The sequence below is a fragment of the Streptomyces sp. NPDC059452 genome, assembly GCF_042750035.1.
Taxonomy (GTDB): domain Bacteria; phylum Actinomycetota; class Actinomycetes; order Streptomycetales; family Streptomycetaceae; genus Streptomyces.
The window spans coordinates 273,785-293,870 of record NZ_JBHYVE010000005.1; the positions used below are offsets into that span (position 1 = coordinate 273,785).

At 70.6% G+C, this 20,086-nt stretch carries 14 protein-coding genes; 9 read left to right on the top strand and 5 right to left on the bottom strand.

Annotation, left to right across the window (positions count from 1 at the left end):
* The first annotated feature begins 60 nt into the window (after positions 1-60).
* Positions 61-1,434 (top strand): FAD-dependent oxidoreductase, encoded by a 1,374-nt coding sequence (locus ACFW9Z_RS10615; protein ID WP_384637565.1) that lies wholly within the window; start codon positions 61-63, stop codon positions 1,432-1,434.
* Between the two features lie 33 nt (positions 1,435-1,467).
* Here the strand turns inward: ACFW9Z_RS10615 and hemE are convergent, their stop codons facing one another.
* Positions 1,468-2,565 (bottom strand): uroporphyrinogen decarboxylase, encoded by a 1,098-nt coding sequence (gene hemE, locus ACFW9Z_RS10620; RefSeq protein ID WP_384637479.1) that lies wholly within the window; start codon positions 2,563-2,565, stop codon positions 1,468-1,470.
* A gap of 92 nt (positions 2,566-2,657) precedes the next feature.
* Here hemE and ACFW9Z_RS10625 point away from each other — a divergent pair, with 92 nt between their 5' ends.
* The 6 genes from ACFW9Z_RS10625 (at position 2,658) to ACFW9Z_RS10650 (ending at position 10,263) form a co-directional block, all read left to right on the top strand.
* Positions 2,658-3,317, top strand: a complete 660-nt coding sequence (locus ACFW9Z_RS10625; protein ID WP_384637482.1) for a DUF3000 domain-containing protein — start codon at positions 2,658-2,660, stop codon at positions 3,315-3,317.
* A gap of 211 nt (positions 3,318-3,528) precedes the next feature.
* Entirely contained in the window at positions 3,529-4,191 is a 663-nt protein-coding gene (locus ACFW9Z_RS10630; protein ID WP_003965521.1) for a response regulator transcription factor, read from the top strand.
* A 116-nt stretch (positions 4,192-4,307) separates the two neighbouring features.
* Entirely contained in the window at positions 4,308-5,582 is a 1,275-nt protein-coding gene (locus ACFW9Z_RS10635; protein ID WP_384637485.1) for an HRDC domain-containing protein, read from the top strand.
* A 312-nt stretch (positions 5,583-5,894) separates the two neighbouring features.
* A complete protein-coding gene (locus ACFW9Z_RS10640; protein WP_384637488.1) occupies positions 5,895-7,121 on the top strand; it encodes a thiolase family protein in 1,227 nt (408 codons plus the stop codon).
* Entirely contained in the window at positions 7,118-9,247 is a 2,130-nt protein-coding gene (locus tag ACFW9Z_RS10645) for a 3-hydroxyacyl-CoA dehydrogenase NAD-binding domain-containing protein (RefSeq protein ID WP_384637491.1), read from the top strand. The genes ACFW9Z_RS10640 and ACFW9Z_RS10645 overlap by 4 nt, the downstream gene beginning before the upstream one ends.
* A 95-nt stretch (positions 9,248-9,342) precedes the next feature.
* The gene (locus tag ACFW9Z_RS10650) at positions 9,343-10,263 is read left to right on the top strand and encodes an endonuclease/exonuclease/phosphatase family protein (protein WP_384637494.1); all 921 of its coding nucleotides are present in this window, start codon (positions 9,343-9,345) and stop codon (positions 10,261-10,263) included.
* A 4-nt stretch (positions 10,264-10,267) separates the two neighbouring features.
* Here ACFW9Z_RS10650 and ACFW9Z_RS10655 read toward each other — a convergent pair whose 3' ends face one another.
* From ACFW9Z_RS10655 to ACFW9Z_RS10670, 4 genes are all read right to left on the bottom strand, one after another.
* Complete coding sequence (locus tag ACFW9Z_RS10655; RefSeq protein WP_384637496.1) at positions 10,268-11,410, bottom strand: hypothetical protein; 1,143 nt, start codon at positions 11,408-11,410, stop codon at positions 10,268-10,270.
* A 69-nt stretch (positions 11,411-11,479) separates the two neighbouring features.
* On the bottom strand, positions 11,480-12,949 hold the full coding sequence (locus tag ACFW9Z_RS10660) for a hypothetical protein (RefSeq protein WP_384637499.1): 1,470 nt from the start codon (positions 12,947-12,949) through the stop codon (positions 11,480-11,482).
* A complete protein-coding gene (locus tag ACFW9Z_RS10665) occupies positions 12,942-16,736 on the bottom strand; it encodes a CDP-glycerol glycerophosphotransferase family protein (RefSeq protein WP_384637502.1) in 3,795 nt (1,264 codons plus the stop codon). The genes ACFW9Z_RS10660 and ACFW9Z_RS10665 overlap by 8 nt, the downstream gene beginning before the upstream one ends.
* 363 nt (positions 16,737-17,099) lie before the next feature.
* Positions 17,100-18,182: a hypothetical protein gene (locus ACFW9Z_RS10670; RefSeq protein WP_384637504.1), complete on the bottom strand. Its 1,083-nt coding sequence runs from the start codon at positions 18,180-18,182 to the stop codon at positions 17,100-17,102.
* A 292-nt stretch (positions 18,183-18,474) separates the two neighbouring features.
* Here ACFW9Z_RS10670 and ACFW9Z_RS10675 point away from each other — a divergent pair, with 292 nt between their 5' ends.
* Together ACFW9Z_RS10675 and ACFW9Z_RS10680 are read left to right on the top strand one after the other, a co-directional pair.
* Complete coding sequence (locus ACFW9Z_RS10675) at positions 18,475-19,554, top strand: LCP family protein (protein ID WP_384637507.1); 1,080 nt, start codon at positions 18,475-18,477, stop codon at positions 19,552-19,554.
* Between the two features lie 66 nt (positions 19,555-19,620).
* The gene (locus ACFW9Z_RS10680) at positions 19,621-20,010 is read left to right on the top strand and encodes an NTP pyrophosphohydrolase (protein ID WP_384637510.1); all 390 of its coding nucleotides are present in this window, start codon (positions 19,621-19,623) and stop codon (positions 20,008-20,010) included.
* Positions 20,011-20,086: the final 76 nt, after the last annotated feature.

The following is a 20,086-nucleotide window of genomic DNA, read 5'->3' on the forward strand; positions in this document are numbered from 1 at the left end:
GGGCGTTTGGTGTGGGGGGGGGTGGGGGCGGCCACCGCCCCCGCTCCGCCGCCGCCCCCTGTGGTGGTCGGGGCGGCCGCGGGGGGGGCCCGCCCCCCCCCCCCCCAGGCCCGCAGGCTGAAGGGGCCGGACGAGCTGGAGATCGTCGCCTTCGAGCGCTCCGCCTTCACCTCGTACTCCGCCTGCGGCATCCCGTACTGGGTGAGCGGGGACGTCGGGCACCGGGACGACCTCATCGCCCGTACCCCCGAGGAGCACCGGGCGCGGGACATCGATCTGCGGATGCGCACCGAGGTCACGGAGATCGATGTGGCCGGGGGGCGGGTACGGGCGCTGGACCGGGAGAGCGGGGACACGTACTGGACGGGCTTCGACAAGCTGGTGATCGCCACCGGGGCCCGTCCGGTCCGCCCCCAGCTGCCCGGCATCGACGCACCCGGCGTGCACGGGGTGCAGACCCTGGGCGACGGGCAGGCGCTGCTCGACTCGCTGGACGCCCTGGACCCGGGGAAGAGGGGGCAGGCGGTCGTGGTCGGCGCCGGGTACATCGGCGTCGAGATGGCCGAGGCGATGCTCAAGCACGGCTTCGAGGTGACCGTCCTCAACCGGGGCGAGCAGCCGATGGCCACGCTCGACCCGGACATGGGCGCGCTCGTCCACGAGGCGATGGACGGCCTCGGCATCACCACGGTCAACGGCGCCTCGGTCACCAGGATCCTGACCGGCCCGGACGGCCGGGTCAGCGAGGTGGCGACCGAGGAGCGGACCTACCCGGCCGATGTGGTGGTCCTCGGCATCGGCGTCGAGCCGGAGGCGGAGCTGGCCCGGGAGGCGGGTCTCACGGTGGGGCCGCACGGCGGGATCCTCACCGACCTGGCGATGCGGGCGGTGGGCCACGGGAACATCTGGGCGGGCGGCGACTGCGTGGAGGTCCTGGACCTGGTGGCGGGCCGGACCCGCCACATCGCGCTGGGCACGCACGCCAACAAGCACGGCCAGGTCATCGGGTCGAACGTCGGCGGCGGCTACGGCACGTTCCCGGGCGTCGTCGGTACGGCGGTGAGCAAGGTCTGCGACCTGGAGATCGCCCGGACCGGGCTGCGGGAGAAGGACGCCCGTGCCGTCGGGCTGCGGTACGTCACGGCGACCATCGAGTCGACGCAGCGGGCGGGCTACTACCCGGGGGCGAAGCCGATGACGGTGAAGATGATCGCGGAGCACCGTACGGGGCGGCTGCTCGGGGTGCAGATCGTGGGCCGTGAGGGCTCGGCGAAGCGCGTCGACGTGGCGGCGGTGGCGCTGACGGCCGGGATGACGGTGGAGCAGATGACGGCGCTGGACCTGGGGTACGCGCCGCCGTTCTCGCCGGTCTGGGACCCGGTCCTGGTGGCCGCCCGCAAGGCGGTGGCGGCGGTGCGGGGCGCGGGGAGCTGACTGGCCCTCCCGCGCGCCCCGGACGCCCCTGGATCAGCGCGCGGTCTGCTCGTGCACGTACTGCACGAGCCGGGTCAGCGCGTCCGGGTCCATGTTCGGCATCACGCCGTGGCCCAGGTTGAAGACGTGGCCCTCCAGACCGGCGGCGGCGTCCAGCACCTCGCGGGTCTTGGCCTCGACCGCCGGGGTGGGCGCGAAGAGCACGGCCGGGTCCAGGTTGCCCTGGAGCGCCTTGCCGGGGCCGACGCGGCGGGCGGCCTCGTCCAGCGGGACGCGCCAGTCGACGCCGACGACGTCCGCCCCGGCCTCGCCCAGCAGCCCGAGCAGCTCGCCGGTGCCGACGCCGAAGTGGATGCGGGGGACGCCGTACGGGGCGACGGCGTCGAAGACCTTCGCGGAGGCGGGGAGCACGGCGCGCCGGTAGTCGGCGGGGGCCAGCGCGCCGACCCAGGAGTCGAAGAGCTGGACGGCGGAGGCGCCGGCCTCGATCTGGACCTTGAGGAAGGCGCCGGTGATCTCGGCGAGCCGGTCCACGAGGTCGGCCCAGAGCTGCGGGTCGCCGTACATCATGGCCTTGGTGCGCTCGTGGTTGCGCGAGGGGCCGCCCTCGACGAGGTAGCTGGCCAGCGTGAACGGGGCCCCGGCGAAGCCGATGAGCGGGGTGGCGCCCAGCTCGGCGGTGAGCATCCCGATGGCCTCGGTGACGTACGGGACGTCCTCGGGGGTGAGGTCGCGCAGCCGGGCCAGGTCGGCGCGGGTGCGGATGGGCTCGGCGATGACGGGGCCGACGCCGGGCTTGATGTCCAGGTCGATGCCGATGGCCTTGAGGGGGACGACGATGTCGCTGAAGTAGATCGCGGCGTCGACCTTGTGGCGGCGTACGGGCTGGAGCGTGATCTCGGTGACCAGCTCCGGCATCATGCAGGAGTCGAGCATCGCGATGCCCTCGCGGACCTTCAGGTACTCGGGCAGCGAGCGCCCCGCCTGCCGCATGAACCAGACCGGCGTGTGCGGCACGGGTTCGCGCCGGCAGGCCTTCAGGAACGCCGATTCACGGGTGGCGCTCCGGGCGGTGTCGTGGCTGGCGGCGGTCGTCGTCTGCTGGCCCGAAGGGCGGTCGTTGGCACTCACGCACCAAATCTTCGCACGCACGGCGAAGGAGCCCGGCGCCGCACGGGTGTCTCTCCCTGCGCGAGGCCCGCGTTCCGCCTACTCTTCCCGGCATGGCTCCGGCTCAGGGACAGTTTTCCGATCATTCCGATGGCGCTGACAGCAAGGACAGTGCGGAGGGTCCTCCCGTCCCGCCCGCGTTCCGCTCGGCGGTCGACGCGTTGCGCTCCGCGCGGCTCCGCCCGGAGCTGGAGGTGGAGGCCACGCGCCCGCCGCAGCGCCTGGCTCCCCACGCGTTCGCCCTGGAGGCGGCGGTGGTCGACGGCGAGGACGACCTCGCGGACGGCCGGCTCGTCCTGCTGCACGATCCGGCGGGGCACGACGCCTGGCAGGGCGCCTTCCGGCTGGTGACGCTGGTGCGGGCGGAGCTGGAGCCGGAGATGGCCGCCGATCCGCTGCTGCCGGAGGTGTGCTGGTCCTGGCTGACCGGGGCGCTGGACGCGCGCGGATTGTCGTACAGGGAAGCCGGAGGGACGGTGACACGCGCCGGATCGCACTACTTCGGTGCGCTCTCCGCGCGCCGTCCGGCGACGCAGATCGAGATCCGGGCCTCGTGGACGCCGCGCGAGGGGCGGAACGGGGCGCCGGACGCGGCCTCGCACCTGATGGCCTGGGGTGATCTGCTCTGCCAGATCGCGGGGCTGCCACCGTCGGACCCGGCGGACGCGGCGGTGGTGACGCTGCCGCAGCGGCGCGGGCCGCAGGTTTCGTAACAGAACGTCACCCGTTTCGCACAAGCGCCGACTCTCTTTTCGTACAATCGATCGCGCGTCCTATTTGCCCGAATTGTTACTCACTAAATCGTGATCTTCCTCTAAAGGAGGACGGGTCTGCTGCCGAAGAGGTCAATGACCCTTCAAGCACGGTTCGCCCCGGCTTCATCCCCCGAGCCGGCCCCGTCCCGCCACTCCCCCAGGAGGCCTGGTGTCCGTTCTCCTTGAGCAGCCCGCAAGCCTGGTCGCCTACCGCCCGAACAAGCCGACGGCCATGGTCGTCGTGGCCGACCCGCGCGTCCGTTCCACCGTCACCCGCCATCTGTGGGCCCTCGGAGTACGTGACGTCATCGAGGCGTCGTCCATCGCGGAGGCACGTCCCCGCGTCGGCAACCCGCGCGACATCTGCATTGCCGACGTCCACCTGCCCGACGGTTCCGGGCTGACCCTGCTGTCCGAGACCCGCGCCGCAGGCTGGCCGAACGGTCTCGCCCTCTCCGCCGCCGACGACATCGGCGCCGTTCGCAACGCCCTCGCGGGCGGCGTAAAGGGGTACGTCGTCACCGGCACCCGAACCAACATCGGCCACCCCACCCGTCCCGGCGTCGCCCCCATCGGCGCCAATGCCGCCCGTATGCACCGCAGGCCCCCCGGTTCCCCGAGCCACCCGGGCGGCTACCGCGAACTGTCCGGCCGTGAGGTGGAGGTGCTCCGCCTGGTCGCCGAAGGCCAGTCCAACAAGGCCATCGGCGTCTCGATGGGCCTCTCCGCCCTCACCGTCAAGTCCCACCTCGCCCGCATCGCCCGCAAGCTCGGCACCGGAGACCGCGCCGGAATGGTCGCCGTCGCCCTGCGGACGGGCATCATCCACTGACCCCCACCCCCGCCGGGACGTGCACCGATGCGCCTCCGGCTGGAATACGCGCATGGCCACCCGTCGACGGAACGTTCCGTCGACGGGTGGCGCGTATACACAGATACCCTTGACGCGTGACCGACGCCCAAGAGACCGCAGCAGACAGCTCACTGCGAACCACCGGGGGCGCTCCCCCGGACGACGTCGCCCCGGCGCCGATCCCCTTGCTCGAACCGCGCGAGGGCATTCCCCCGGTGGTGGCCTCCGACGACGCCCTCGCCCGGGTGATCGCCGCCTTCGCGGGCGGCACCGGACCGGTGGCCGTCGACGCCGAGCGCGCCTCCGGCTACCGCTACGGCCAGCGCGCCTACCTCGTGCAGCTGCGCCGGGACGGCGCGGGCAGCGCACTGGTCGACCCGGTCGGCTGCCCCGACCTCTCGGGCCTGTCCACCGCCCTCACCGGCTCCGAGTGGATCCTGCACGCCGCCACCCAGGACCTGCCCTGTCTGCGGGACATAGGCATGGCTCCCACCTCGCTCTTCGACACCGAGCTGGCCGGACGCCTCGCGGGCTTCCCGCGCGTCGGTCTCGGCGCCATGGTCGAGAACGTCCTCGGTTACGCCCTGGAGAAGGGCCACTCCGCGGTCGACTGGTCCACCCGCCCGCTGCCCGAGCCCTGGCTGCGTTACGCCGCGCTCGACGTGGAGCTCCTGATCGACCTGCGCGACGCGCTGGAGGACGAGCTGGAGCGGCAGGGGAAGCTGGAGTGGGCCCGGGAGGAGTTCGACGCCATCGCCTCGGCGCCGCCCGCCCCGCCGCGCAAGGACCCCTGGCGCCGCACCTCGGGCATGCACAAGGTCCGCCGGCGCCGTCAGATGGCGGTCGTGCGCGAGCTGTGGAACGCCCGGGACCAGGTGGCCCAGCGCCGTGACATCTCCCCCGGCAAGGTGCTGGGCGACGCCGCGATCGTGGAGGCCGCCCTCGCGCTGCCCGCCAATGCGCAGGCGCTGAGCGCCCTGCCGGGATTCGGCCACCGGATGGGCCGCCGACAGCTGGAGCAGTGGCAGGCGGCGGTGGAGCGGGCCAAGGCGCTGCCGGAGTCGGAGCTGCCGCAGCCCGGCGCCCAGCCGGCCGGCCCGCCGCCCCCGCGCTCCTGGGCCGACAAGGACCCGGCTGCCGCGGCCCGGCTCTCGGCCGCCCGCACGGCCGTCTCCGAGCTGGCCGAGCGGCTCCACATGCCCCAGGAGAACCTGATCACCCCGGACACCGTGCGCCGGGTCTGCTGGGAGCCGCCGAAGATCCTGACGCCGAGTGCCGTCGAGGACACGCTCGCGGCGTACGGGGCCCGGCACTGGCAGATCGCGCAGGTGGGCCCACTGCTGGTGCGGGCGCTCGACACCAGCGCCTGAGCCAGGCCCGGCGAAGACACTCGCGAGGAACACACAGCGAACACCCCCGGTCACCCTCCGGGGGTGTTCTGCTGTCCGGACCGCGTTCCCGCACCGAACCGATGGTCGAAATCACGCCAAGGTCGGAGCCGCTTCTTCCGCCTCCCGGAGGCCTCGGGCGCCCCGTACCCGGCACGGGAGCGGTGTGACCTTCGACGCTCCGGCCATGAGGGGTGGGCAGTCTGGTTACCCGCAAGTAGCATGAGGGCAGGCGGTGCGCCCCACGGGCGTGCCCCGCAGCAGTGCCATCCCGCACCCTGGAGGAGAGCCATCGTGCCTCGTACCATCCGGGACGTCGTCTTCGTCGACGGCGTCCGCACCCCGTTCGGCAAGGCGGGCCCGAAGGGCATCTACCACGAGACCCGCGCCGACGATCTCGTCGTGAAGGCCATCCGGGAGCTGCTGCGCCGCAACCCGGACCTGGACCCGAAGAAGATCGACGAGGTCGCCATCGCCGCGACCACGCAGATCGGCGACCAGGGCCTCACCCTCGGCCGTACCGCCGGAATCCTGGCCGGTCTGCCGCAGTCGGTCCCCGGCTACTCGATCGACCGCATGTGCGCGGGCGCCCTGACCGCCGTCACCGCGACGGCCGGTTCCATCGCCTTCGGCGCGTACGACGTCGTCGTGGCCGGTGGCGTCGAGCACATGGGCCGCCACCCCATGGGTGAGGGCGTCGACCCGAACCCGCGGTTCGTGTCGGAGAAGCTGGTCGACGAGTCCGCCCTGTTCATGGGCATGACGGCGGAGAACCTGCACGACCGCTACCCCACGATCACCAAGGAGCGCGCCGACGCCTACGCGGTGCGCTCGCAGGAGAAGGCCGCCAAGGCGTACGCCAACGGCAAGATCCAGCAGGACCTGGTACCGGTATCGGTGCGCCGCACCAACGCCGAAGCGGGCGAGACGGGCTGGGGCCTGGTCACCGCCGACGAGCCGATGCGTCCGGGCACCACCATGGAGTCGCTGGCGGGTCTGAAGACCCCCTTCCGCGCCCACGGCCGCGTCACGGCCGGTAACGCCGCGGGGCTCAACGACGGCGCCACCGCCTCGCTGCTCGCCGCCGAGGACGTCGCCAACGAGCTGGGCCTCCCGGTCAAGATGCGCCTCGTGTCGTACGCCTTCGCGGGCGTCGAGCCGGAGGTCATGGGCTACGGCCCGATCCCGGCGACCGAGAAGGCGCTGGCCCAGGCCGGTCTGACCATCGACGACATCGGTCTCTTCGAGATCAACGAGGCGTTCGCCGTGCAGGTGCTCGCCTTCCTGGAGCACTACGGCATCGCCGACGACGACGCCCGCGTCAACCAGTACGGCGGCGCCATCGCGTACGGCCACCCGCTCGCCTCCTCCGGTGTCCGGCTCATGACGCAGCTGGCCCGGCAGTTCGAGGAGCAGCCCGAGGTCCGCTACGGCCTGACGACGATGTGCGTCGGCTTCGGCATGGGCGCCACGGTCGTCTGGGAGAACCCGCACTTCAACGCTGACGGAGGCAACAAGTGAGCTCCACCACTGAGCTTCTGAAGGGTGCGGCCGAGCTGTTCCCCGGCGAGGTCGTCACGCAGGCGCACGTACGCCACCTGGACCTGCCGTACGGCGCCGGGCGGTTCGCGCTCATCACGCTGGACAACGGCCTGGACCACACCAAGCCGACCACCTTCGGGCCGCAGTCGCTGGCCAACCTGGACGCCGCGATCGACCAGGTCGAGAAGGAGGCGTCGGAGGGCACCATCACCGGCGTCGGCATCACCGGCAAGCCGTTCATCTTCGCCGTCGGCGCCGACCTGAAGGGCGTCGAGCTGCTCGGCCGCCACGAGGACGCGCTCGCCATCGGCAAGGGCGGCCACGACGTCTTCCGCCGCCTCTCCGGCCTCGCGGTCCCGACGTTCGCGTACTACAACGGCGCGGCGATGGGCGGCGGTGTCGAGGTCGGTCTGCACTGCGGCTACCGCACCGTCTCCACCGCCATCCCGGCGTTCTCGCTGCCCGAGGTCTTCCTCGGTCTGGTCCCGGGCTGGGGCGGCTGCGCGATCCTCCCGAACCTGATCGGCGCGGACCGCGCGGTCTCGGTGATCATCGAGAACTCGCTCAACCAGAACCGTCAGCTCAAGGGCAAGCAGGTCTTCGAGCTCGGGATCGCGGACGCGATCTTCGAGGGCGCGGACTTCCTGGAGCAGTCGCTGATCTGGACCGCGAACGTGCTCAAGGGCTCGGTCACGGTGGAGCGCGCGGAGATCGACCGCGGCGACGCCTGGGACGCGGCCGTCGCCCGCGGCCGGGCCATCGCGGACTCCAAGGTGCACGGCGCGGCCCCGGCGGCGTACCGCGCGCTGGACATCATCGCGGCGGCCAAGGACGGCGACCTGTCCGCCGGTTTCGACGCCGAGGACCAGGCGCTCGCGGACCTGATCATGGGCGGCGAGCTGCGCAGCGGCATCTACGCCTTCAACCTGGTCCAGAAGCGCGCCAAGCGCCCGGCCGGTGCCCCGGACAAGAACCTGGCCCGCCCGGTCACCAAGGTCGGCGTCGTGGGCGCGGGTCTGATGGCCAGCCAGCTGGCGCTGCTGTTCCTGCGCCGCCTGGAGGTCCCGGTCGTCCTCACGGACATCGACCAGGAGCGCGTCGACAAGGGTGTGGGCTACGTCCACGCCGAGATCGAGAAGCTGCTCGGCAAGGGCCGCATCAACCAGGACAAGGCCAACCGCCTCAAGGGCCTGGTCTCCGGTGTCCTGGACAAGGCCGAGGGCTTCGCGGACGCGGACTTCATCATCGAGGCCGTCTTCGAGGAGATCGGCGTCAAGCAGCAGGTGTTCGCGGAGGTCGAGGCGGTCGCCCCGGCGCACGCGATCCTCGCCACCAACACCTCCTCGCTCTCGGTGACCGAGATGGCGTCGAAGCTGAAGAACCCCGAGCGGGTCGTCGGCTTCCACTTCTTCAACCCGGTCGCGATCCTCCCGCTGCTGGAGATCGTGCGCGGCGAGCAGACGGACGACGCCTCGCTGGCGACGGCGTTCGGTGTGGCCCGCAAGCTGAAGAAGACCGCGGTGCTGGTGAAGGACGCCCCGGCGTTCGTCGTCAACCGCATCCTCACCCGCTTCATGGGCGAGATCCAGAACGTCATCGACGAGGGCACCCCGGTCGAGGTCGCGGAGAAGGCCGTCGAGCCGCTCGGCCTGCCGATGTCCCCGCTGGTGCTCCTGGAGCTGGTCGGCCCGGCCATCGGCCTGCACGTATCCGAGACCCTGAACCGTGCCTTCCCGGAGCGCTTCACGGTCTCCGAGAACCTCGCGGCGGTCGTCAAGGCAGGAAAGCGCGGCTTCTACGTCTACGATTCCGGCGCCCCGGTCCTCGACCCCGAGGTCGCCGCCCTCCTCAAGCAGGGCGACACCGTCCTCACCGAGGAGCAGACCCGCGACCGCGTGCTCGACGCGGTGGCGCAGGAGATCGGCCTGATGCTGGACGAGGGCGTCGTCGCCGAGGCCCAGGACATCGACCTGTGCCTGATCACCGGCGCGGGCTGGCCCTTCCACCTGGGCGGCATCACGCCGTACCTGGACCGCGAGGGCGTCTCCCAGCGGGTGAACGGCAAGCCGTTCCTGGCACAGGGCGTGGCGAGCGTGCCCGCGTAGTACTGGTGTAGACATGGTCCCGGAGCGGGCCGCACGGCCGAGAGGCTGTGCGGCCCGCTCCGTCATGCCGGGAAGAGGCGAGGAGAGGCAGGCAGATGCGGGGACGACGGGCGGGTGCGCCACGGCGCCGCGGGGGCGTCCCGCTGTGGGTGGCGGGGGCGGGAGTCCTCGCCGCGCTGGCGGGACTGGCCTTCGGTCTGCGGCTGTCCGGTGGTGCGCAGGACTCCCCCGCTGCCCCGGGCCCCACCGACGCACGGGGCACCCTGTCCGTCGCGACCTGGAACGTCTGCGGCGTACGACAGTGGAACTGCGAGGACACCGGGCCGGCCGAGGAGAAACGGGACCGGATCGAGGCCCTGGCCCGGCAGTCCGGGGCCCGCGTCATCCTGCTCCAGGAAGTCTGCTCCGGGGACCTCACAGCCGTACGGACAGCACTGGGCGACCGGTGGCAGAGTCTGTTCCGCCCGTACACGGCGGTCCGGGAGGAGCGCACCTCCACCGTCCGCTGTACGGGGGACGGACGGGGCACGGCGGGGTACGGGATGCTGTCCGCCCTGCCGTTGACCGGGGTCGCCGATGTCCCGCTGCCCCAGCCGGCCACCGGTCTGCGCCGCGGCATCCTCTGCGCCACGGCGCGGGCGGAGAACGTACGGCTCTGCACGACCCACCTCAACCCGCAGCAGGGCCGGGCCACCGCGGTGACGGCCAAGCTGCGGGAGGACCAGCTACGGGCGCTGGTCCGTGCGGCGTCCGGACCACGCACCGTCTTCGGCGGCGACCTCAACACCGCACCGCCCACAGGGACCGGAACGGACGCGTGGGCCCGGACCGACGGCCCGTACAACACCTACCGGGAGTGCGACCGGTCCGGCGAGTCCGGCGCACCGCGGGAGACCCACCGAAGCGGCTACAAGATCGACTACCTGTTCACGAGCCTGCCGCGTCAGGGGTGTTCGGTGCTCCGCTCCCCGGCCTCGGACCACTGGGCCCTGCTGCTGCGGGTGACCACCGGCTGACCGGTCAGGAGCGGGGCCCGCCGGGCGCGGCGTAGGCGTTCTCCACCTGGAAGGCGAGGTCGGTGGCCGGAGAGGCGAAGCCGGAGGCGTCCACCGCGAAGACGCGCACCAGGTGCTCCCCGGGCGACCAGGGACGGCCTGCCTCCCAGGACCAGCTTCCGTCGGACGCCACGTTCGGGGACGCGAGGAACTTCCCCCGTTCCCAGATGCTGACGCGCACCGCTCCCGGCGCGGAACCGGTGAACGGCACCGTCGGCCCCTGGACCCGCTGTCCGGGCACCGGTCCGTGCACCACGGGGGCGGGGAAGGAACCGCGGACCTGCGCGGTGGCCTTCAGATAGGCGTCGATGCCCGACCGGTCGGCCGCCGGGTGCTCCCGCCCGTTGACGACATGGCCGAGGCGCGGAGCCATCCCGTCGATGAGGAAGTTGACCAGCCCCATGAGCATCGGCACATTGCGCCGGGTGACGTCGATGTGGTTGGTGATGAACGGGGAGTCGCTGAAGACGAAGTTGAAGTTCTCGTAGCCGTGGAAAAGGTGGAGGAACGGCTCCACCTGGACGGGGTACTGCTCGTCCTGCGGGGAGGAGAGCAGGTAGATGTTGGCCCCGCGGTTCGCCCCGGACATCACGAGGTCCGGTATGACCCGGTCGAGAACGTGGACGTTCACCTCCGTGACCTGCCCCATCATGAACTCACCGATCGTGGGGTGCTTGTACAGGTAAGTGCCGATCAGGAACTGCGGAACGAGCGAGACGATGTTGCGGAAGCCGTATTTGAGCCCGAAGTACAGAGCCGCGCTGCCGCCCTTGGAGCCGCCCCACATCGTGCACTGGTCCGGAGTGAGCCCCAGGGAGTTCATCACGTTGGCGATCAGCGTGACGACGGACCGCTCCAGGGTGAAGTCCATCCCCTTGCACAGGTAGTAGCTGTTCTGGCCGTCGAACTGGTCGCGTATCCACAGGACGTTGCAGCGCAGTGCGTCGAAGATGCCGTTGGACCAGCCGTAGTCGTCGGGGGCGGCGATGTTGGCGAAGACGACCACCAGGTGCTGGTTGCCCTTCTTCGCGTGGCTGAAGCGGTACTGCACGGGGTACACGTCGGAGGTGTCGATGCCGGTGTGCGGGCCGGGCGGTGCTGCGGACATGGGTGGCGGACTCCGATCGGGGAGGGGCTCGCGTCCGGCCGACGTGCGCCCCGTGGTTCTGGGGCGGCGTCAGTAACGCGGTTGGGCGTAGGAGGCGTTCGCCGGTACGGCGGGGGCTCCCGTCACGGTGAAGTGGATCGCGGCCATCGGCGACTCCGCTCCCGCCCCGTCCACCGCGAAGCAGTCGAGAGCGTACGGCCCTTCGGGCCAGGCCCAGCCGGGCTCCCAGAACCACATGCCGTCCGGCCCGGCCATCGTGGTGCCCAGAACCGACCCCTCCCTGCTGAAGGCGACCTGGGTGCCCGCGTCGGCGTACCCGGTGAAGAGGATGGTCTGGCTCCGCACCTGCTGGTGCGGGACCGGTGCCGTGATGACGGGGGTGGCCGGCTGATGGGGCGCCGGGGCGAGCGCCGGTTCCAGCGCGGTGAAGACGATCTCGGCGCGCTCGCTGTGGAACTTCTGCGCGTTCACCGCGAAGAGACGGATGACGTGACGCCCCGGGGACCAGGTCTTCTCGGGCTCCCAGGACCAGCTGCCGTCCGCCTGGACCGGAGGTGATCCGAGGTACTTGCCGTTCTCCCACATGCTGACGCGTACGGCGCCGGGCGCGCTGCCGACGAACCGCACCTGGTTGCCGGGGACTTCCGCGTGCTGCGTCGGCAGGCTGACGACGGGGCTGGGGAACGCCTCGGCCTGTACCTGGGAGGTGGCCTTCAGGTAGGCGTCGATGGCCGAGGTGTCGCGTTGTGGCTGCTCCCCGCCGTTGCTGACGACACCGATCCGGGGGGTGATGCCGTCCACCAGGAGGTTCAGCAGCCCCATCATGGTGGGCAGGTTGCGCAGCGTCACCTTGCCGTGACCGGCGATCAGCGACGAGTCGTTGTAGATGAAGTTGAAGTTCGTGTAGTCCCGGAACAGCCCGAGGAACGGCTCGACGTGCTGGGTGTACTGCTCGTCCTGGGGCGAGGAGATCAGGTAGATGTTCGCATCCCGGTTGGCGCTCGTACGCACCACGTCGGAGAGGACGGAGTCGAGGACGCGGATCTTCTCCTCGGTCACCTCGCCCATCATGAGGCGGGCGGCGCCCGGCATGGACTCGCTGACGAAGGAGCCGATACGGAACTGGGGCACGCTGGCCACGATGTTCCGGAACCCGTACTTCAGGCCGAAGTGCAGGGCGGCGGTCCCGCCCTTGGAACTGCCGTACATGGTGCACTCGTCGGGGGTCAGCCCGAGGGCGTTCATGACCCGTGAGATGAGGTTGATGACGGACCGCTCCAGGGAGAAGTCCATTTCCTTGCACAGGTAGTAGCTGTTCTGCCCGTCGAACTGGTCGCGGATCCAGAGGATGTTGGCACGGGTCTTGTCCAGTACGCCGTTGGCCCAGCCCCATTCGCCGGGGGCGTTGAGGTTGGCGAAGACCACGACCAGGTGGCGGTTGCCGTTCTTGGCGTGGGCGAAGCGGTACTCCAGGGGGTGTGCGCCGGAGGCCTCGACCCCGCTGAACACTCGGCGTGCGTTCGGGGCTGCGTCAGACATGTACGACATCCACTTCGTGCCGGGACGGTCCAGCGGTCGGGGTGCTCATCGGGTGGTGGGCGGCCGGACCGGCGCCCGCGTTCCACTGCGTCGGACGGCCGGCTTCGGCGGGCCGCTGCGGCTGCCGCGCACTGGGCCGGGACGGTGGCGTCACGGTGCCCACGGCCGGGGCGGACGCCTGCCGGGCATCGAGGTCGCCGCCCGCCACGAGGATGCGGTCCGTCAGCCGGGCGGAGGCGTATCCGTCGTCGAGGTCGCAGAACTCGCGCTGGAACCAGCGGTAGCGCTCGCTGTACTCGGCCTCGATCCGGTCGATGTTCCGGATGGCGAAGATCAGTTCGGCCGATGCGAAGAGCAGCGGCCCCGGGGCGCTCTGCTCGAAGTCGAAGTAGAAGCCGCGCAGAGTGTCCCGGTAGTGGTCCAGGTCGTAGGTGAAGAACAGGATGGGGCGCCCGGTGTTGACGAAGTCGAACATCAGGGACGAGTAGTCCGTGATCATCACATCGCTGATCAGCGACAGGTCCGCCATGTCCGGGTAGTCGGACACGTCAAAGACGAAACCGTCGCCCGCGCCGGGTACGGGGTCCACGACGTTCGGGTGGCGGCGGACCATGAGGACGTGGTCGTCCCCCAGCCGGGCCCGGGCGTCGTCGAGGTCGATCCGGAAGTCGAACTTGTACTTTCCCGGCGCGTAGAACTGGTCGTCGCGCCAGGTGGGGGCGTACATGATGATGCGCTTGCCGGGGGGCAGCCCGATGCGGCGCCGGATCTCCTCGGCGTGGCGCTCTGTCCCGGGGCGGCGCAGGATGTCGTTGCGCGGGTAGCCGCACTCGACCATCTCGCCGGGGAACTTGAAGGCCCGCTGGAGGATCGGGGTGGAGAAGCTGTTCGGCGACACGAGCATGTCCCAGTTCCGCACCTCCTTCTCGACCCGCTCCAGATACCGCTGGTCGGCGAAGTGGACCGACTCGATGTCGTGGCCGATCTTCTTGAGCGGGGTGCCGTGCCAGGTCTGCACCACGATCTGGTCGGGGCGCTTGCTGAACCAGTCGGGAAGGTGGTTGTTGGCCACCACGTAACGGGAGGTCGCGAGGGCCTCGTACCACTCGGGCGACCACATGCGCACGGGCCGCGCCGTCGGCGGCACGTCGACCTGGTCGTCCCGTACGACCCACAGGTGTTCGAGCTCCACTCCGCGCCGGACCATCTCCTCGTGGACCGCCCGGGGGCTGTCGGAGTACTGCGTGCCCTTGAAGGCGTCGAACAGCACCGCGGGGCGGATCGGCTCGCGGCGGGCCTGCGGGTAGGCCTTGGTCCGCAGCAGCTTCTGGCGGTACGGGCCCCGCGCCTCCTCGGGCATGGCGGAGTGCACGAGCATCGACAGCCTGTCGTACGCCTCGGCCTGGAGCTCGTAGCGCCGCTCCCCCACCTGGAGGTCCTGGGGCATGGACGGGATGATGCCCTGTTCGATCTTGATCATGAGGTCCGGGGAGCGGTCCTCCGGGGCCACCGCGGACGGGTCCTGACGGCGCAGGAAGAAGTCCCAGCGGCCGGCGGCGAGCGGGATGCCACCGGCGAGGGTGCGCATGGCGGCCGGGGTCAGGACGGCGCGGAACCGACGCCCGTCCCACTGGATCGGCACCGCCCGTTCGGCTCCGTGGGCACGGGAACGTACGACGAGGTGGGCGCTGATCCGCTCGGCGGGGGTGAGCAGGTCCACTCCGGCGTACTCGCAGACGAGTTCCAGCGAGCCGTCCGCGAGCCACTCCCCGTCGCTGAGCAGAGGCAGGGCGGCGCGCTCGAAGAGCACCACATAGCCGGAGCCGTTGCGGTGGACGACGACCTCACGGTCCCGCTCCTCGGTCTGGAGCGACGCGGGCATGCGGTAGTGGCCGTCCTCGACGTCCTGGGCCATCACCGGGTAGAGCGGCGTCTTGCGGCCCTCCACGTGCAGGGTGACCTTCCAGCCGTTGCTGCCCATCGTCCAGGCCTGGGGGACGGTCTCGCCGGTCGCCCGGGAGCCGGGGACGAGGCTGGTGAGGGGGATGCGGGTGGCGAACGTGCACCAGCCCTCGCCGCCGGGCTGGAACTTCATCCAGGAGTCGTGCCGGCCGGCGCCGTTCATGCTGGTGATACGGAACTTGCCCCACTCGGGGACGGCGGGGACGAGCAGGACCCCGCCGACCTCCAGGTGGTCTCCGACCACCCGGTGGCGGGTGATGCGGCAGCGGACGATCTCCACACGGAGTTTCAGGCTGCCCTGCATGAAGAGCGGGAGGATACGGGTGTTCTTGTCGACATAGCGGTACGCCGGGTTGGCGGCGGTGCCTGCGCTGCCCCGGCCGATTCCCTTGTACCGGAACAGGCCCCGGCTGAAGACCCCGGCGGCGACGTCCCAGGTCCCCTCGACCCACTGGCCCTTCCGCTGGAGCCGGGTGACGTCGAAGCGGCTCTCGAAGCCCGCCCAGTCGTAGCAGTAGCGGTTCTGGTTCGAGTACTCGGTGGCCTGGGGGAAGTAGGTGGTCTTCGCCAGGTTGACGAGCTTGCTGCCGGTCTTCTTGTTGCGCAGCGCCAGCATCTTGGTGGACATGTGCCGCTTGTGGACGTTGATGAACCGGATGTAGGCGGAGCCCTTGAGGACCAGGGAGTCGCCGTCCCACTCCGCCCCGGAGAGCGAACTGTAGGGGGAGAGTTCCTTGTCGAGCCGGTAGTCGCTCTTGTAGAGGCCCGTCTTCCGGTTCTCCAGGTGCGGGTAGTTGAGGTAGCGGCGCAGTCTCCGGCGCACCGGCAGCGGCCCGCCCTTGCGCTCGAACTCCAGGACGTCGAGGAGTTCGCCGAGCCGGCCCTGGTGGACGAGCAGCCACTTGACCCGGGCGTCGGCGGGGAGCTCCTCGATGATGTCGTAGTCGGCCTCGGCGAGGAATCCCTGAGCCCAGTGCATGAACGCGTCGCGGTAGTCGTCGTCCGCGTCCGGGAGGACCTTGAGGTGCAGCATGAGGTCGGACTTGAGGCAGGCGAGGTCGTACTTGCGCTTGTGGTCCCGGAACTGACGCGAGCGGTGCTGCCCGAGGAAACGGCTCACCGACTGCACGGCGGCGACCCGGTCCCGCAGGTTGGACACCTCGGTGTGGCGTTGGGTGATGGAGGGAGCGGCACCACCGTCACGGCGACGCCAGAGGTAGACGATGTCGGTGATGACGTCGACCTTGCTCGCCCGGAAGTGCGCGAACATGTTCACCCAGGAGTCCTCGTATAGGACGCCTTCGGGGAACTCGATGAAGTGGTGGTCCCAGAAAGACCGGCGGAATACCTTGTTCCACACGGTGCGGTCGTAGATCAAAGCCTCGAAGCGCGTTATGTGCGTGCCCTTGCGGTCCCGCTGCATGGGCCCCTTGTGGAGGGGCGACTGCCACTTCTTGGTGGAGTTCATCATCTGGACATTGCCGGAGACGAAATCCGATCCGGATTCGGTCAGGGTGCGGACGAGCAGCTCGTAGGCGTATTCGGGGATGACGTCGTCGCCGTCCGCGAACACCAGGAACTCGCCGCCGGGGTGCATGGCGCGGAGCCCGGTGTTGCGGGCGTGCCCGGGGCCGTGCGACTCCTGACGGATCAGCCGGAAGCGTGGGTCGGCGGCACAGAAGCGCCGGGCGATCGCCGTGGAGGTGTCGGTGGAACCGTCGTCCACCATGATCACTTCGAAATCGCGGAAGGTCTGCCGCGCGATGGACTCCAGGCACTCCGTGAGGTAGGTCTCAACGTCCTGGAACGGAACGATGACACTCAAACGGGGCCCAGCGGCCATACTTCACTCTCCAGTTCGAGGCAGGAGTAACCACCTGCACAACGACGACTTCCCCACCACCGCACACCGCCCCCGACGAATCCCCGTTGACTCGAAGTCGGGCACACCCCCGTCGATCGCTTGCGGCTCAGCTCTCGAACTGTTGCGTCAGACAAAAATTTTAAGTGAATATTAAAAGATGTCAATGTGGAGATTCTGCACATGTCTTGACGACACACTCGACACTTCTTCGTGACATCCGCCATAGTCCGGCGCGCACAACCTTTGAGGGCTCTCAGCGATCTACGTCAAGCGGCATTCACTCGCAGGGAAGTGCCATGAGTGCCTGACGGCCCCGTGCCGGGATCAGAGTCTTCGCCACTCCGAGAGCGTCAGGCCGGGGTCGTCCGTCTGCCGGGCCACCCGTGGCATGCCGTCACCGTCGACGACCGCCACCACGACCCGGCCGAAGACGTCCAGGGCCAGGGCCGGCGGCGCGAGACATCGCACACCCGTGTCGGACCACCAGACCCCGTTCGCCTCGTCCTCGGTGACGCCCACTCCGACCACGGCGTTCCCGTCGGCGCCGCGGTGGGCCAGGACCGTGCAGTCGTAGCCGTCCACGAGGGCGCGGAGCGCGGCGTGCGGGCCCTCGCCCGGCACCCCGCCCAGGGCCGTCGGCCAGGCCCCCGCCCGGTAGGCCACCACTCCGTGGCCCGCCGGATCGGTCCAGTAGTAGGTGGGCCGGTCGGGCCCCGTCTCCAGGACCGCCACCGTGCCCGGCGCCGCGGCGAGGCGGGCCGGACGCCCTGCGCCGAGCGCCCCGCCCGGGGCCTGCTGGGACCAGTGCAGAATGCCGTCCGCCGTGGTGGCGAACAGTTCGAGGCGGCCGGATTCGAGGGCGATCGCCGCGAGGGCCGATTCGATGCCGCTGCCCCCGCGGTCGTCCCAGGGGCGCCACTTGCCGTCGCTCTGCTCACGGCGCAGAGCCAGTCCGCCGTCGGCGTTGCGGACGAAGATGTGCACCATTCCCGAGGGGGTGACCACGATCACGGGCTCCCCGAGCCGGCCGGCCGGCTCCGCGTCCTTGTGCGGATTTCCGAGGGAACGCCACTCGGACACGGGACGGCCCGTCTGGTACTGGATGGCGTACACGATGTCGACGACGGTCCGCCCGTCGGCCTTCTGCCGTTCGCGGCGGCCGACGAAATGCACGTACGCGTTGGTGTCCTGCGTCACGGACAGATGGGTCAGGCCCGCGACCGGAAGGAGGGCGGGCTGCCCCCAGTCCTCCGCCCCCGGCCGCGTCTCGGTCCAGCGCCGGAGTCCGCCCTCCGCCGGAGCGTAGACGGCGAGGCGGCCGTCCCTGCCTCTGGCGAGCCAGATTCCCCGCAGCAGGCCGACCCCGGGGGCAACCCTGGCGGCCGGGCGGGCAGTCCGTCCGAGCATCGTTCCGAGTCACCCTTCCAGACGTTCGACCCATGGCACGCGATTTCGAATCTGGCCCATCCTAGACCCTCACAGCGAGCGAACAGGTTGTGCTCGGAAGATGAAGATCCCTTGCGGTTCAACGCCGCCATGCCGTCCGTACGACCGCGCGACGCCACATGGCACTCGCACGAATACTCGATGAGCTGTCTATAGTTCTACGCACCACGATTGTCGGACCGGCTCCTCCCCCCACCCGAGTCCACCCGCCACAGCCCCACGGGGCCGCGAGACCGAGGGACTCGAAAACAGGATGAGCAACGACGTCATGCCTCCGGGCCCCCGCACCTCCAGGCGGGCGGCCAAACCCCGCAAGTCCCGCCGCGGCCTCAAGATCACGCTCGGCGTTCTCCTCGTTCTGCTGCTGGCGGCCGGCGGCACCGCCTACTGGCTCTTCAGTCAGCTCGACGGCAACATCAAGGGCGTCGACATCGACAAGGCGCTCGGCGAGGACCGCCCCGAGAAGCTCCCCACCAGCGGGCAGAACCTGCTGGTCCTGGGCTCGGACTCGCGGGCCGGGGCGGAGAACGAGGAGCTGGGCGGCGGGGGGAGCGTCAGCGGCGCCCGCTCCGACACCGCGCTGGTGGTCCACATACCCGAGGGCCGGTCCAAGGCCGTCGCCGTCTCCATCCCGCGCGACACGCTGGTGACCCGGCCCGAGTGCGCCAAGGACGGCGGGACGACCGTGCCCGCCAAGGAGCGCGTCATGTTCAACTCCGTCTACGCGCAGGTCGGTCCGGCCTGTGTGGTGAAGACGGTGGAGAAGATGTCCGGCGTCCGCATCGACCACTACCTGGAGATCAACTTCGCCGGGTTCAAGGACCTGGTCGACGCGATCGGCGGGGTCACCGTCGACGTACCGCAGGACATCAACGACAAGGCGAGCGGGCTGAACCTCACCGCCGGACCGCAGAAGCTGGACGGCACCGAGTCCCTCGCCTACGTACGGACCCGGCACGGCATCGGCGACGGCAGCGACCTCGGCCGTATCGGGCTCCAGCAGCAGTTCCTGATCGCCCTGCTGAGCGAGGTCAAGTCGCAGGACCTGCTGGGCAGTCCGGCGAGCTCGTACAAGATCGCCAACTCGGCCACCAAGGCGCTCACCACCGACTCGGGGCTCGCCTCGCTCACCTCGCTGGCGGAGTTCGCCCGCTCGATGAACGGCGTCGACCCGGCCACGATGGAGACGATCATGCTGCCGGTGGCGTACGACAAGATCGACCCGAACCGTGTGATCGCCGCCGAGCCGCAGGCCGGTCAGTTGTGGAAGGCGATCCGCGAGGACACCACGATCCCCGAGGAAGCCAAGAAGTCCCCCGCCACCGGCGGCTGACGGTCCCGCCGCACAACCGCCCGTACGGTCCCGACGCACCGCCCCCGGCCGTGACACCCTGCCGGGATGAGCGACGAGGCGGCGGTACTGGTGATCGTGGACGGGGCCAACGTGGTGGGTTCCGTGCCCGACGGGTGGTGGCGGGACCGGCGCGGGGCGGCGGAGCGGCTGCGGGACTCGCTCGTCCCGTACGCGGCGGACGGGCTGCCGGGGCTTCCCGGTCCGGCCCGGATCGTGCTCGTCGTCGAGGGGGCCGCCCGGGGTGTGGCGTCCGTGCCCGGTGTCGAGGTCGCCTCGGCGCCCGGCAGCGGTGACGACCTGATCGCCGAGCTGGCGGCGGCCGCCGCCCCGGAACGCGGCTGCGTCGTGGTCACCGCCGACCGCGGGCTGCGGCAGCGGGTCGAGGCGTACGGGGCCCGGTGTGTCGGGCCCCGTACGGTACGGCCGCTGCCGTAGTCCCGGGGCGTTGGCCAGGGCCTCTCGTCCGGATCATGCCGGGCTCGCGGGGTCCGGCCTGATCCGAACGAAAGAC

Coding starts and splice junctions, on each gene's coding strand:
- ACFW9Z_RS10625 (WP_384637482.1), top strand. CDS start 2,658: ATGGCTCCGGCTCAGGGACAGTTTTCCGATCATTCCGATGGCGCTGAC.
- ACFW9Z_RS10650 (WP_384637494.1), top strand. CDS start 9,343: ATGCGGGGACGACGGGCGGGTGCGCCACGGCGCCGCGGGGGCGTCCCG.
- ACFW9Z_RS10655 (WP_384637496.1), bottom strand. CDS start 11,410: ATGTCCGCAGCACCGCCCGGCCCGCACACCGGCATCGACACCTCCGAC.
- ACFW9Z_RS10660 (WP_384637499.1), bottom strand. CDS start 12,949: ATGTCTGACGCAGCCCCGAACGCACGCCGAGTGTTCAGCGGGGTCGAG.
- ACFW9Z_RS10670 (WP_384637504.1), bottom strand. CDS start 18,182: ATGCTCGGACGGACTGCCCGCCCGGCCGCCAGGGTTGCCCCCGGGGTC.
- ACFW9Z_RS10675 (WP_384637507.1), top strand. CDS start 18,475: ATGAGCAACGACGTCATGCCTCCGGGCCCCCGCACCTCCAGGCGGGCG.
- ACFW9Z_RS10680 (WP_384637510.1), top strand. CDS start 19,621: ATGAGCGACGAGGCGGCGGTACTGGTGATCGTGGACGGGGCCAACGTG.